At 53.8% G+C, this 16,440-nt stretch carries 1 protein-coding gene and 2 pseudogenes; 1 reads left to right on the top strand and 2 read right to left on the bottom strand.

Annotated elements, in window-relative coordinates:
- Window positions 1-157: 157 nt before the first annotated feature.
- Window positions 158-883, top strand: a pseudogene (locus IFT84_RS20995) (IS5 family transposase); the annotation flags it as partial.
- A gap of 110 nt (window positions 884-993) precedes the next feature.
- Here IFT84_RS20995 and IFT84_RS20990 read toward each other — a convergent pair.
- Both IFT84_RS20990 and IFT84_RS21825 read right to left on the bottom strand, forming a co-directional pair.
- Window positions 994-14,781 carry a tandem-95 repeat protein gene (locus IFT84_RS20990; protein ID WP_244651328.1) on the bottom strand — a complete coding sequence of 4,596 codons (13,788 nt, stop codon included), beginning with the start codon at window positions 14,779-14,781 and terminating at the stop codon, window positions 994-996.
- Between the two features lie 72 nt (window positions 14,782-14,853).
- Window positions 14,854-16,440 (bottom strand): annotated as a pseudogene (locus IFT84_RS21825) (calcium-binding protein); the annotation flags it as partial.

The following is a 16,440-nucleotide window of genomic DNA, read 5'->3' as shown; positions in this document are numbered from 1 at the left end:
ACAAACGCGACGATAATTTCCTCGCTTCCGTCCAACTCGCTTCAATCCCGATTTGGCTTCGACCTTATGAGTCGGTCACCTAGGTCGTGCACTCATAAATCGGGTTTGCAAATCGGTTTGATTTTGATTCATTGAGGCCTTACCTGGAAGGCTTCTAATGACCCGTCACCGTTTTGATCTCACTGATTTCGAATGGACTGTTATTAAGCCCTTGTTACAGAATAAGCCGCGCGGGGTGCCACGGGTTGACGACAGACGGGTCATCAACGGCATCTTATCGCGCTTCCGGACAGGCTCGCCTTGGGCAGATTTTCTTGATCGATATAGGCCCGTATACCGCCTGCTCAACTGGTTCTTGCGATGGCGCAAGGCGGGGGTATGGGATCATCTTCTAAGCGAGATTTCCAAGGCCTTCGATGGTGATATCGTCATGATCGACAGCTTCTGTGTCCGCGTTCATCAGCATACGGCGACGGGAAAAGGGGGGCCAGGACGAGGGCTGCATGGGACGTTCCCGTGACGGCTCGCCCACCAAAATCCACGCTGTCGTCGATGCCGATGGCCGACCGATCCGTATCGCGCTCATAGCCGGTCAGGCCCATGACGGTCGCATGTCGGAACTATTGTTACAAACAATTTCCAAAGGTGTGATCATGTTGGCTGGTAAGGCCTACAATACCGACGCGAGAAGAGCATTTGTGAACCAAAGGCAGGCCTGGGCCATTATTCCTGCAAACAGCAATCGGAAGGGAAGTTTCCTTTTAGCAAATGGGTTCATCGATAGCACAATCCCGTTGAGCGTTTCTTCAGTAAACTCAAACAGCGCAGAGGCATCGCAACCCGTTACGACGAAGACACGATGAGCTTTCTCGCTGCCATCAAATTTGCTCCTCAAACGGAAGCCCAAATCATTAATTCGTCACCTCAGCCTAGTATTAAACTAAGACGAAAAAATAAAGATCTGAGCTTATTCTACTTTTCACGGCCAGGCGCTTAGGCAAAGTAATCAATTATTTTTACAGAATTTTCGTGGTTCCGGGCAGTCCCATCACCTCGGTTACCGCCAAACGCAGCTAAGTCTTGTAAAATTAGCGGTATAATATGCTCGGAGCGAAAAGCTTTTTCGACATCCATCGCCCGAGACGTCGGTACAGCAGGAATTGTGGGATCTACGTCTCTTTCAGCAGAAGGTGTAATGACTGGAGCTTGCTGTATATCGTGATTGATAGGGCTAAACTCGTTGCTTGTCGTAAATGCGCCGTCGGACGCATTTAGACGAATATTAATATCGCTGATAAAATCAGCTTTTGGTTGTCTTGTGAGCCCGTCGCTAAAACTTAGACGTGTTGGCGAAGGACGGACATCCGACAGAGCTGCAGAATAACTAAGGCTTGTTTCTTCTGGATCTCTGAAACTAGCCAACGGAACACCCGAGAGGATGTAATCGCCGTGTTTCGAGGTTAGGTCATGAAGGGGCGTAATCAATTCTGGTGCATCATTAACTGGCGTGATTGTTACTTTCATGAAGTCGCTCGCAGTAAAGACTCCATCACTAGCCCATACCTTGAGATAAAGTGCGCCGTTGAAATTCGCTGGCGGCAGGCCACTAAACTGCGTACCGTTAAATTGCATCCAAGATGGCAATGTGTCGCCGTTTGCAAGACTTGCAGAAATGGTCAATGTATCCCCGTCAACATCGGTAAAGCTCCCAGCCGGAATGGTAAAGGACAGGAGCATATCCTCTGGAGAGGCAATATCCGGTATGCGTGCTACCACAGACGGCGCATCATTGACAGGTTGAATGGATAGACGAAAATCATCGCTGGTCGTCGATACCCCGTCGGAAGCTATAACGCGGATATCAATCGCACCAGTGAAATCGGCTGGGGGTACACCGTCGAACCAACGGTTGTTGAAGCGCAGCCAATATGGCAGCGGGCGTCCGTCAACCTGCGTTGCAGAATAACTCAGTCGCGTCCCCTCCACATCCCTGAAGCCTTGAGGTGGAATTCCGAATGAAATGAAACTATCCTCGAGCACGATTACATCGTTGAGCGGGCCTACTAGTATCGGCGCATCATTGATTGGCGTAATTGTAAGCCTCATAACGTCACTGGTAGTTGATTTACCATCGCTTGCCGTCACCTTTATATAAAAAGTACCTGTGAAATTGGCCGGTGGCGTACCTATAAAACCGTTGCCGTTGAATTTCAGCCACGATGGCAATGGTGCATCATTGATGAGCGTGGCCGAAAGGGTCAAAAGATCACCATCGATATCGGTGATCTTTTCTGCCGGTAAGCTGAAAGATACAGATGTGTCTTCCGGAGACAATACATTATTTAAGCGACCTATGATAACAGGCGCGTCGTTGACTGGCATAATTTTAAGACGAAAATCATCGCTCGCCCGTGATACGCCGTCAAACGCTGTTACACGGATATCCAGATCGCCATGAAAATCAGTAGGCGGTTGGCCGCGGAACTGGTTTCCATCAAAGCGTAACCAAGTGGGCAATGGACGACCGTCGGCAAGCATTGCCGAATAGCGTAGCCAACCACCGTTCGGCTTCCGGAAACTATCCAGAGGAACAAAGAAGGATACAAATCGGTCCTCCTGAGAGAATATATCCCGGAGTGGCTTATCCAGAATAGGCGCGCCAGCAACCGGCGCGACCGTCAATGCGAATGTATCCGCTGCCGACAACCTGCTATCGCTCGCGCTTACTAAAATATTGAGCTTCCCTGCATACTCGGCAGGTGGTGTACCAATAAAGCGATTACCATCAAATGTCAGCCATGCCGGTAACGGCTTGCCATCGGCAAGCTTTACCCAGTAAGAGAGTGTATCACCATCTGCATCGACAAAACTATCTTTAGCAACATCGATAGAAATCGGCACGTTGGCCTGTGCGTCCCGATCGGGCAGAGCTATCATAAGCTGAGGTGCGTCGTTGACAGGCGTTATGTGAAGGCCGAAAGACCCGGTTGCCGCTAGAACGCCATCTGTGGCCCTCACTTTGATATCAACTGTCCCATTGAAATTGGATGGGGGATGTCCGGCAAATCGATAACCGTCGAAGGTCAACCAATCAGGAAGCGCGTTGCCGTTGGAAAGATGAGCGGTAAGGATCAAGGCATCATTATCGCTATCAATAAAACTTCCAATCGGCAGTGTGAAAGAGACCGCCGTATCCTCCAAAAATACAACGTCGGGCAAAGTTGCGGACAGGAAAGGCGCATCATTTTCTGCCGATATCGTTAATTGAAAACTGTCGCTCACGCTCAAGGATCCGTCACTGGCCGACACCTCGATCAGCAATGTGCCATGAAAATGAGCTGGCGGCTGGCCGACAAACCGGTCGCCGTTGAAAACCAGCCAGTCCGGCAAGGATGCGCCGTTCGCAAGGCGGACTGAGTACGTTAGCACATCGCCATCAGCATCATCAAAAGCTGTTGTGTCGAGTGCGAAATTAACGGCTTGATCCTCCGTAACCGTATGGTTCGATAGCTGCTTGATTAGTCGAGGAGCGTCATTGACCAGACTCACATTCAGTGTGAATGGCGAGGATATGCCAAGCGCGCCGTCATGGGCGGTGACAAGCAGATCGATAGGCCCCGCTGCCCCAATCGGTGGCACCCCTGTCAGGCGAAATCCGTCGAAGGACATCCAAACGGGCAGTGGCGATCCATCGGCCAGCGTTACGGAGATAACGAGATTGTCGCCATCAACATCCGCAAACATTCCAACCGGCAGGACTATAGAGAATGGTTCCCCTTCGCCTGCGACACGTGGAACAAGTGTCTGGACGACCACCGGCGCATCGTTGACCGGTGCTATAGAGACCCGAACGCTATGAACAGTCGTCCCTATTGTGTCGGAGGCGGCAATTTCCAGCTCGACCGTCCCGTTAAAACTGGTTGGTGGTTGGCCACTTAAAACCCGCGTCTGTGGATTGAAGGAGAGCCATTCTGGCAGTACCATGCCATTCCTGCCCCTGACTTCCACCACCAGTGCGTCGCCATCAGCATCCTTGACAAAGTCAGCAGGAAGTGTGGCATAAAAAGGTCGGTCCTCTGTTCCTTTAAAAACGGCGGGAAGAGTCAGGATGGGTGCATCATTGACCGGCGATACGGAGATCTTGACCCGCGCCGTCGACGTCTGGCCGGTACTGTCTTCGATCTCATAGTCGAACCAGCCCGCCCCGTGGAAGTCCGGTTCCGGCGCGATCCGCAGCTGGCCGAAACCGAGATCAGTAACTGCAACGCCCTCTGACGCGACGATGCGGGTTAAATCGAACGCTTGTTTGTCAGCATCGCTATCGTTGGTCAGTAGCACACTTGTAAACAGTTCGAGCGGGGTGTCCTCCACCATCTCCAAGTTGTCCGAGTTGGCAACAGGAGCGTCCGCCACCGGAATTACCTGAATGGTAACCGTTGCGGAGACGGCAAAATCCTGTTCATTCTTGACGGAATACCACAAGCGGAGTTCGCCATTCATATCTGGTTGCGGGGTGACACGATAATTGCCATTTGCCAGCCGCTCGCTACCTGCCAGGCCAACAAAGCTCAGTGTGGTACCTTCTGGTGCAACATCGTTGGCCATGAGATCGGCAGGATCGATATCGATAAAGCCGTCTTCCAACACCTCGAAACCTGTATCCGACACAGCAATCGGCAATGGCACGTCGGGTGCCACAATTATAGCTGCGTAGCCAACGCTCGAGGCACCCAGCCTATCGGTAACCCGATAATGGAAACCGGCATCACCAATATATCCAGCATTGGGCGTGAACACTGCCTTCGTTCCATCGCGGACAACCGCGCCCTGATCGGCGTCGAATATTTCGACTATTTCGAAACTGTCGCCTTCAACATCCCGATCGTTATGGACGAGCGTTGCGAAATCTATAGAGACAGTCTGATTCTCCTTAGTGCGGAAAACACCCGGCGGGTCGTTGGCCGTGCCAGCCCCGTCCGCATTGGCGATCGGTCCGTCATTGACTGGCGCAATACGGAAAGTCACACTGGCGACCGACACCCTGCGCCCATCGCTAACGCTATAGCGAAAGCCGATATCGCCATAGACATTTTCGTCCGGAACGAATTGCCAGCGCCCATTCGGTAATTCAAGAATGCGCCCGCCGGTTGAGGTGCGTGACAGTGACTGAAAATCCAAGATATCGCCGTCAGGATCGCTGTCGTCTTCAAGAAGCTGCAGCGTAGTAAATTCGAACGGCGTATCCTCTACGACTGAATACAGGTTGTGTGCGAGGGTAGGCGCTCGATTGGTTGAGACGACTGAGACCTTGACGTTGCCAAGGCTTTCACCATGACGATCATCGGTGATGAGGTAATTAAAAGAGGCCGTACCTTCAAAATTATGCTTTGGTGTAAACACGATTTTGGTGCCATCGAAGATTACCGTGCCGTTTGTTGCGTTCGAAACACCCAAAAATCGAATTGGGTCCCCATCGACATCAAAATCATTGGCCAGAATGAGTTGCGGCGCGATCTCCATTCTGGTGTCTTCAAAGGTTTTGAGGTTGTCTTCAACCGCTGTTGGCGGGTCGAGAAGTGGTGCAACACGCATGATCGACGATCCGCTTGATCTTCCTTCCCGGTCGTCGGTGACGATGTATTGGAAAACGTCATCCCCAGAAAAAGAACCATTAGGCGTGTAAATAGCATAGGCACCGCTATTGCCATCGAAGTGGTGCATCAGTTTTGCGGTGCGAATATCTAGTCCGACTCGCCGAGTAACGGTAAAAACGAGGTCACCGGCGAAATCGACAGGCACCTTGCCAGACAGAACTCCTGTTTCTGTGTCGATAGACAGCCAATCAGGCAGCCGCTCTCCGTCACTGATTGTTGCCTCCCATCGTGCACCAGGCAGCGATGACAAAGCAGGGGGCGGAGCAATCTCGATATGCTGTCTTTCGATCACAAACGTGCCGTTGCTGGGTTGCACAAGATCGACGATACGGAGGGGATCACCATCCCGGTCAAAATCATTGGCGAGAAGATCGGTCACAGCAAAGCGCACGCTTTGGCCCTCGCGAGCAGCAATAATATCTAAATTTGTATCGGGCCGCTCCCGCGCAGGTTTGATATTGTAAAATACAAGAGCGGGTTTAGATGAAACTGCTCCTTTTTCATCGGTTGCATCATATCGAATGACTAAAGAACCGTGGAAGTCCTTCTCGATATTGAGGTCGATCCGATCCATCCCGCCCATAGTAGACGTATGGGTTTTAGACAACCGAGATTGTGCATCGAATTCTTCGATCTGGAAAATGTCGTCTATTACGGCTTCAGTTATAATCGACATCTCCGGTCGAGCACCGCCAGAGGCAATATCGATACGGAGTGGCAAAGCACCAACCCAGGCGGGTGGTGGCGAACCGGTAAAGCTGAGTGTTTCCGCATCAAAGTGTAGCCATGACGGTAACGGCGCGCCACTTTCTCGCGCGACAGACATCGCACCCGCTCCGGCCAAATTCAGCGAGAATAGACCCTGCGCAGCAAAGTAGGGGTGTCCTTCGAGCACTGTGCTGATCGCTGCTGTCAGCGCAGCGACATCGCCTGCAGGATCAAGAACGAATTCCAGTGTGAAACCCCGATCAGACGACGCAAAGAACTTTTCTGGCAGAACACGCGGACCGGGTGTGAACACGATTTGCACACGGGCTGGGGGTGCATTGGCATCAGGGGCGAAGCCTGAAAGGGAGATCTTTCGGGTAGCGGGATCGAAAAGCAGCCAATCGGGCAAGGGCCGACCACCGGCGAGCATAGCGGCGACGGTCCCATTCTTGATATCGAACAGGGCAAAATCGCTGTCATAGGTAATGCCTGTGGGCAAAGCCAGCGGATTGAGCTCAATCGTATCTTCGAATAAGAGCGGACTGCCGCCGTTTTCGGACGGTCGGGAAAAGACCAAAGTTACCTGTAAATGCGCCTCCATTCCTTTAGGCACCATACCGGTAAAACGCAAATTTGTATCGTTGAAAGCCAGCCAGGACGGCAAGGGTGAACCATCGGCGAGCCTTGCTATGACGCTGGTTTTTGCATCGATATCGCCAATCCCAAACTGGAAATCGACAGCGAAAGGTGATCGAATTCGATAGTCTTCGAGAACCGGCTCGTAGGCCGAGAACCCGTCCTTAAGGCTCATCGCATCAAGTGTGAAGCGAGAATTAAAGATGTTTCCGTTGGCGGGATCTTCAACCCAGACATCCACCGAAGCAGTCTCTGTCTCGGTCGGCGGACGACCTTCAAATCGCATGGTACCAGTATCGAAATGCAGCCACGAAGGAAGGGCAGACCCGTCCGCCATGCGGGCGTCAACCGTGTAGCCGTCAGACAAGAACCGATGTTTTACACGGCCAAGGACAGTTGCGCGCTTGAAGAAAATAAAGTCGCCATCGCCATCGGAATCATTTCCGAAAACTTCGCCGGGAATAACAATCAGCGGTGTATCCTCAATCCCGCTTACAAGATCGTTGCGTAGAACAGGTGCGTCGTTGCGAGGTATAACGGTAATTGCCACCCGTGCACTATCCGTACCACCGCGTCCATCACTGATCGTATACTCGAAGGAAGCCGCACCGTTATAATCGGCGGTCGGGCGGAATTCGATCATGCCGTCGTCACGCAGCCGGACCTTGCCACCATCGGCGAAACGGGCAAGATGATCGATCGTCAGGCGGTCACCGTTTTCATCTGTATCGTTGGCAAGGAGGACTGTTGGATCGATGATCAGAATCTGGTCCTCGAACGTTCTGAATCCATAATCGTTGTTGGCTTCCGGTGCATCGTTGAGAGGACGAACTTCGAAAAGATACTTAAGGGTTGCTGCAGCACCACGGGCGTCGATTACATCATAATCAAGGGACGCAACGCCGAGCGTCGACGGCGTGAAGGTGATAACGCCAGCATTAGCATCGAAAATAACCGTGCCGTTGGTACCAGGATTGCCGTCGAGACCGTTATGCAGTCCCATGAAGGTGATGGCATCGACCTCAATATCGTAGGTGTTTTTTAACAAATCACCAACGGTCAGAAGGGTATCGACCCCAAGTCGAATCGAGTAGGGCTTTTCTTGACTGCGCGGTGCGTCGTTGACGGGCTGCACCGATAGCTCCACGTTGCCAGTTCCGGTCGCGCCATGCGCGTCTGATAACACGTAGCGAAAACCCGCTGGACCAAAATAGTCCGGCCGCAAGACAAACTCCAAATAGTCACCAGACAGGATGGGGAAATAATTACCGGCCGAATGGGTAGCATCATACTTATAGTCTTCGTGTCGGTAGCGATCAATGTCCTTACCGGCTTCGTTGACAAGCGGTAAAAGTTTTACGATCCTCAGGTCTTCGATAACCGCATCGCCATCCACGTCAAAATCGTTCGCAAGCAGACTATCGATACGAATGCGTACGATCTGGTCCTCTACCACCTGAATGACAGGATCATCGACGGCAGTCGGAGCATCATTGACTGCCGATAGATTGACTTCAACACGGGCACGGGACTGGCGTCCATAGGCGTCTCGCACCGTATAGGAGAAGAAAGCGTCTCCATTATAATTCTGCGTACCGAGGAACGCGATCTGACCGTCTTCGGTCATCCATACCGAACCGTTGATCGGCTGGTCTACACCTACAAAGGTCAGGCCAATAGTTCCAGTCTGGGCATCATTGGCAAGGAGAGTGGCCGGATCAATGAGAAGAACGCGGTCCTCAAAGCCAAAGCGAACGATATCGTCGGCAGCGTTAAACCGGCCCAACCGCAGCAGCGCATCAAGATCCTCTCGCTTCCATCGGGTTCCGTCAGCAAAAGCCACGCTTTCGATACCGGTCGCACGACCGAGGAAGTGATCGGCAACCCGGATTGTATCAATCAGGAAACCGTCCTGCCGTTCGAATTCAAGCAATAACGCATTGTCTTCGCGCACCACTGATACATTACTGGGCGCAATATCAGATAAATCGATACGGTCGACATCGGTGTCGGAACCGCGTTCGACGATGGTATCCTGTCCATGGTCGAAGCCAAACACGTAGGTGTCAGAACCGGCACCGCCAGAAAGACGATCGTCACCCCGCAGCCCTTGGAACCAATCCTCTGCGCGACTACCTACTATAACATCGGAGTAAAGCGAACCGACAATCATCTCGATATTCGAAAGACGATCGCCCGCCGCCTCGCCCGTTAAACCTCGGCCGGTCGCCAAATCGACCTCGACACCCTCGTCGGCGCGGCTATAGTCGGCAATGTCAAATCCGTCGCGCCCATCGAGGCGGTCCGCACCACGGCCACCGCGCAAGCGATTGTCGCTTTTGTCGCCATAAATCGTATCGTCATGATAGGAGCCTACCACAATTTCGATACCGGAGAAGGTGTCACCGAATGCATCACCACCACCGGCGCTGCCATCCATCATGTCGATGACAACCGCCTCATCTGACAGCGTATAGTCGGCAATATCGATGCCCTCGCCGCCATCGATCCGGTCTGCCCCGCGACCACCGGTGAGGACGTCGTCGCCCGCGCCACCCCGCAAACTATCATCACCGCGACCACCCGACAGTTTATTCGAGAAACCGTCTCCTTCAAGCTGGTCGTCCGCATCTGTGCCGATCAAATTTTCGATACCGGTCAGCCGGTCGCCTTCCGCGTCTCCACCAACGCCCGTGCCATCGGCAAGCACGATTGAAACACCCACCTTGCTAAAACTGTAATCGGCAGTATCGTTGCCCGCTCCGCCATCAAGTCTATCCGCACCGGCGCCACCGGACAGCACATCGTTCCCTTCGCCACCAGCAAGCTGGTCATCGCCGCCACGGCCCTCAAGGTGATCGTCACCGGCGCGTCCGCTTAGATGATTTTCGGCTGCATCACCTGCCAGACGATCGCCATAAGACGAACCGATGAGCGCTTCAACATTGATAAAACTGTCACCCTGTGCGTAGCCGCCTTGCCCGATCCGGGCATCAAGATCGACTCGAACAGCCGCGTCCGAAGATTGAAAACTGACGGTATCGACACCCGTGCCTCCGATAATATGATCGGCACCGTCACCGCCATCGATTTCGTCGTCACCTGCTCCGGCGTCGATCCGGTCATTGCCAGATCCTGCCTCGATCCGGTCATCGCCCTCGCCCGCCAGCACCAGATCGTCACCATCAAACGCACGGATAAGATCAACTCCGGGCGTGCCAATGAGATGATCTATACGTCGGCTACCATTCAGTGTGCCATTATAGGTTTCCTCGACCTCAACCATGGCAAAACCGGTATCGGTGGCCCCGTCTAAATCAGCAATGCGGTACTCGACCGCGACCTTGCCGCTAAATCCGTTGGGAAAACGGACGACGACGAATTGTTCACCCGCCCAAGTGATAACCTCGAAGGTTCCTTGTGACACACGCTCTCCGCGTTTCAGGGCATCGACATCGAACACGCCTTCGATGCTGACGAAAGCGGGACGTGAGCGCTTGGGATCGTCGAGATCGTCATCAATAATGCCGTTTCCGTCTTTATCGGCCTGTTCGATGTCATAATCGTTCTCAAGGAGATGGGTGACGCGCAGCACCAGCGGCGCATCGCGTGGTGTAAAAATATCCTTGTCATCCACCACGGTCGGATCATCATTGGTTGGCACGATGACGATCTGGACATACCCCTCATCCTTTCCATCGGCATTGTCGGTGACAGAATAGACAAAACCTGCACTTTTGCTGGCATCGTGGTTCGGTGTGAACAGAAGATTGCCGTTGGCATCCGCCTCTATGATACCATTGAGCGTTCCACCTGCTTCGCTTCCCCAACGTAAAGCATCGAGAGGTGACGTCCGTCGCCAGCCGAGATACGTTAGAGGATCACGGTCGATATCCACGTCGTTGGACAAGAGCGTAGCTATCGGAATAAGGGTTGGAACGCCTTCATTAACATAGACTATGTCTCTATAGGCAACTGGCGGAGCATCACCGACATTTTCGAACCACATCGTGACGGTGGCACCATCGACAGCACCTTCTTTGTCGGACACAAGATACGTAAAGGTTGCCTCGCCCCAGAAATCTGCATCCGGTGTGAAGCGAATTGTGCCATGATCGGTAACTTCAAGGTCGCCGTGAATTGCATTTCCGGCACTTTCGAAACGAACCGTAAAGCCTTCTGGATCGAAATCGTTTTTCAACAACTCCATCACAGAAATCTCAATTACTGTATCTTCCTTGCCGCGGAGCATCGGCAGCGTTTTATCGTAATAGCTGTCGTCGTTTGCTTTCGGCAAATCGTTTACTGGCTGGTAGACGAGTGTGGCCCGCGCCTCGCTCGTACCGCCATGGCCGTCGTCCACTATATAATCGAACCAAGCCTCGCCGAAAAAATCTTTGTACGGCGTGAACAAAACGGTGCCGTTTTCCAGAAGCCTTGCGGTGCCGCCAGAATGGTTACCAAGGCGAGTCACCGTCATCGTCTCGCCGTCGTGCTCGATGTCATTGGCAAGCAGATGCTTCCAATCGATGACGATTGGCATGTCCTCTAGAACAGGGCCGCCGGAATCGGTGGTCTCAAAGCGGTCGTCGTGCGCTTGTGGCGCATCGTTAACTGGCGTAATCGAGAAACGCACCCGGCCTGTGGCCGTCGCGCCGTTAGGATCAACGGCTACATAGTCGAACCAGGCATTCCCCCAATAATAAGCACGGGGAGCTATGCGTATTCGCCCATCCGCACCGATGGCTACCGAAACATCGGCATTCGATTGGACTGACCGGATTGTGAGGCTATCGCCATCGATATCCCGGTCATTGGTCAAAAGTTGAGCCGGATCGAGCGTGAAACTCTTGCCTTCATCAGTCGCTGCAACGTCATCGTCACGAGTGACAGGCGCATCGTTGACCGGCGTCACGGCAATGGTGACCTTTGCCTCGGTCCGGCCGCCTTCTGGTGTATTAGCCACATAGGTGAATTCGGCAATGCCATGTATATCGGGCGTCGGGGTGAAGGTGATATTGCCATCGCTGGTGAGAGATGCCATTCCGTTGCGGGCTTTACCGACCTGTCCTATGATCAAGCGGTCGCCGTCAAGGTCGTTGGCGAGAAGGCGCTCAACACGGATAGCCAGTGTACCGTCTTCCGCAACACTGAAACCGCTATCTGGATATGCGGTTGCCACGGGACGAACACGTAGGTCGATTTCAGCAGAAGCAAATCCATTACGACCATCAGAAATCATATAAGTCAGCGACGTTGCGCCGTAAAATCCTCCGGTTGCCGAGTAACGGATATTGCCCTCGGAATCAAGACGGGCAGTACCGCTTCTCCCGGCATCCACGCTGACAATTCGGAGCCTGTCACCATCGGCATCAAAATCGTTGCGGAGAATGTCTCCGGCATGAATGATAAGTTCCGTGCCAGTCGTAACGGTAAAAAAACCATCATCACCGGCGTCTGGAGCTCTGTTGTCCAGCAGCGAACGCAGGCTTGCCTTGGTCCAGGTCACGCCATCAGCAAAGACATAGCGTTCAATGCCCTTGGCGTCTTGCGCAAGTGCGTTGAAGATCGTCAGGCTGTCGCTGGTATTGCCAGCAAAACCAATTGTAATGGCATTACTGCCACGATAAAGCCGCTCCACATGGGCAATCGATGAGGGCAGATCGTTAAAACGTACTTCATCGGTATCCCAACCACCGGTTTCAATAATGGTGTCGTTGCCCGATCCATTTGCGAAATTGTAAACATCATCGCCTTCACCCCCAATCAGCCGGTCGTCGCCCGACCGAGCTGCAAATCGATCGGCACCATCGAAACCGTAGACATTATCGTTTCCGGCTCCGTCGCTATCAATAAGTACGCGGGCGCGCATATCGTCCCGATCCCAAACGATATCATCGGCAAAACGTATTGTAACATCACCGTTCCAACCATTTTCAGCCGCCAAAACGCCGATAAGGACGATCCGATCCTCGGGATCTGCGAAGCTTACCACAAGGTCATGGCTATCAGGGCCAGCGCGCAAGGCGGAAACGACTTCTGACGATTTGTAGTCGACAAAGCGAACCGTATCGCGTCCTTTGCCAACAGCTTCAATACGATCGTCGCCGTCGCCTCGGCGATATAGGTAGATGTCGTCGCCTTGTCCACCAGCAATAAGATCGTTGCCTTTTCCTGCGGAAAGCGTATCGGCATTGTCCGTACCGGTGATGATGTCGTCGCCTGCGGTCGACAGGCTGGCAAGGATGCCAAAACGAATGTCCTGGACGGAAAATTGTGTTCCATCCGTCAGCACAACCTTCTCTATACCCCTCCCATTCGCGCCAAGACCATCTGCAACTACGATCTGATCAGTTGTGCCTACGAAGCGGATCGCGAGGTCGTCACTGCCGGAACCGAGGCGATGAAAGCTGATTTCACCGGCTCTGTAACCACTAATCTCAAGGCGGTCTCCGGTGGACGCTGCCGCGTCGGCAATCACGTCGCTTCCATCACCGCGCGCAAAATAATATATATCGTCTCCGGCACCTCCCGACAAACGGTCGTTGCCGAGGCCGCCCGCCATGACGTTAGCCTCATCATTGCCCGTTAGGACATCATTGCCGATCGATGCGGTGCGCGTGAGGAGATCCGTAGTAGCCCAGGCCGTGCCGTCAACAAAACGGATTGTTTCTATACGACCGGACCGAAGCGCCTTTTCCATGGTGATGCGGGCGCCTGTCGACCGTACGACCAACGTCATGTCCTCACCATCGCGACTTTGCGCCACGGAAATATCGGTGGGGGCTATATCAGCGCCCAGTTGCAGCACGTCATTGCCCGCCACATCGGAAATCCGGTCGTGTCCGCCGCTGGCCGAGAAGTGATAGATATCGTCACCCGCACCGCCTTCAAGGCGATCGTTGCCCGGCCCGCCGTCAAAAGTATCACTGCCCCCATTGCCAATGAGGTGATCGTCGCCGGCGTCTCCAGACAGCCTATCATCACCAGCATCGGCAATCAGAACGTCGTCGCCGGCAGTCGGCGTGCGTGCCAGCGCGATCAACGCCTTTTCGTCCCACACGGTGCCATCGGCAAAAACAACGCGCGCTACACCCATACCAGACATCGCCGGCGTACCGAGATCGATGCGGTCGCCCGTTCCAATAATTTCGAGCACCATATTGGCGGCTCCGCCGACAACTCGGATGTTGCTTGCGGCAATACCGACCCCAAAGCGCAGCATATTGATACCAGAAACGTCACTGATCGTATCTTGCCCGTCACCACGGCCAAAGATATAGGTGTCGTTACCGCTGCCACCCTCCAGCCGGTCGTTGCCGGAACCACCGCTAAGCGTATCGTCGCCAGCAGCGCCGCGTATCAGGTCATTGCCGCCTCTCCCTTCGATGGTAAAGCCGGTGTTATTCAGGGTCATGGGAATGGCCAAGCGGTCGTCGCGATCCGACGCCGTCATCGACCGCGATAGTAATTCGGAAAACGTCCATAGCGTATTATTGGCAAAAACGATGGTCTCGATTGCACTGGAGCCGGTCAGGGCACCAACAAGACGGATTCGTCCGCCTTCGTTGGCAACGATCAATTCAATGTCGTGATCTATCTGACGTACGGAAACATCGGCGTCGTCGATACCTTCGGCAAAGACGATGCGGTTTACGCCACCTGCATCAACTAGGGTGTCGCGACCATCACCGCGGGCGAAATGATAGATATCAGAACCATCCCCGCCTGACAGACGGTCGTCGCCTTTACCACCATTCAGTACATCAATGTCGCTTGCCATGCTTCCGTCACCGGAACCGGCGATGAAATCGTCACCGGTGCCGCCCGACAGAATATCGCTGCCGGCACCGCCTGTAAGATGATCGGCACCCTGCCCGCCTGCAATCCAGTCATCACCAAAGCCGCCATCGATTGTATCGGTGCCAGCACCCCCGGAAAGCCGGTCGTTACCGGCGAAGCCGTGAATGGTATCGTCACCACCATGGCCTTCAATACGGTCATCCAGAGAGGTTCCCGCGAGTAGGCTGGCATTGTCACCATCGACGAGGTTGACGGAATTGTCGATAGCGATTGCAACGCCATCGAAATTGGCGGCAACCAGAGCTGTTGCCTCGACACTGGCAAGACGCAGAATTGTCCGGTCACTGCCCGTTGCGGCACGGATTACTATCAGCGTATCGCTCCCGGACTGAAACAGTCGCAGCCCACCGCCTTCGAACGGATTGGGGTTGGATGAGGCAAGACGAATGACATCACCGCCTATGCCAGGCTGGAAGTCCGTGATTGTATCAGCTTCAACTATAGCCGTCGTCGCCTGGACCTGAAGGAAAGCATAGATGTCGCGGCCTTCGCCCCCTGTGAGAATGTCTACAAAGCCATCGGAGGAAAGATCGTCGAAATGGTCGTCACCCGCGCCGCCAGACAATTTGTCTGCTCCGTCGCCACCGGAGAGATAATCGTCGCCAGCACCACCGGCCAAGTTGTCTGCTGATACCGTACCGACCAGAAATTCACCCGTCACAGCCACATTCGGAACAAGCCGCGCCCGCACATCGGCAAGGGATAACACAATGCCATCGGTAGCGACTTCGATCCGTTCGATGGGTTGGGCGCTACCGTCCGCAAAAACGTTACGCACCGTAATTTTATCTCTGCTGTCGGTGAAGCGTACAATGAGGTCGTCACCCATGGCGGAGAAACGGATCCGTGTCAGAGCGTATCCTTCAATCTTCAGCGTATCGAGCCAAGTATCACTCACCTCTGCAATGCTGTCGGCACCGTCACCCGCAGCGAAGATAAAAGTATCAGCACCACCGCCACCGATAAGCACATCATCACCGGTGCCGCCGAGCAATAAATCGTCGCCGTCCATACCACTCAGTTGGTCGTTGCCACCCAGCCCCTCGATCCGATCGCCGGCAGCCGTACCAGTCATCGTGTCATCCGACGCGTCCCCGACAAAGGATCGAGCAATCAGATCGTCACTTGTCCAGATTGTACCGTCGGTAAAGGACATTGTTTCAAGTGTATGGGTACGCCCCGAAAGACTATTGGAAAGTGTCAAAGTCTCATGTGTGTCCAGTATGCGAAGCATCAAGTCATTGTCGCGCCGGAGAACACGGATATTCTTCGGCGCAATACCGGTGCCCAGTTCGATTCGGTCGTTACCGCCGGTGTCCGTAATCACATCATGACCGTCACCGCGCGCCCAACGATAAATATCGTTGCCTAGTCCGCCTAACAGGGCATCTCGACCCGTTCCGCCGTCGAGAATATCGTCACCAGCCGATCCCGTTAGTGTGTCGTCACCTCCGTCACCCAAAAGCGTATCCCTGCCACCGGCAGCAAACAGCCGGTCATTGCCCCGGCCGCCGCTCAACGTATCGTCGCCGACAGTACCCACAATAGTGTCAGCGTCCGCCGTAGGCCGCTGCCACAG

Origin of the sequence: Rhizobium sp. CFBP 8762, from assembly GCF_014841565.1 — a bacterium.
Lineage (GTDB): Bacteria > Pseudomonadota > Alphaproteobacteria > Rhizobiales > Rhizobiaceae > CFBP-8762.
The sequence above is the reverse complement of the archived record's forward strand: the minus strand, read 5'-3'. Positions and strand labels throughout refer to the sequence as shown.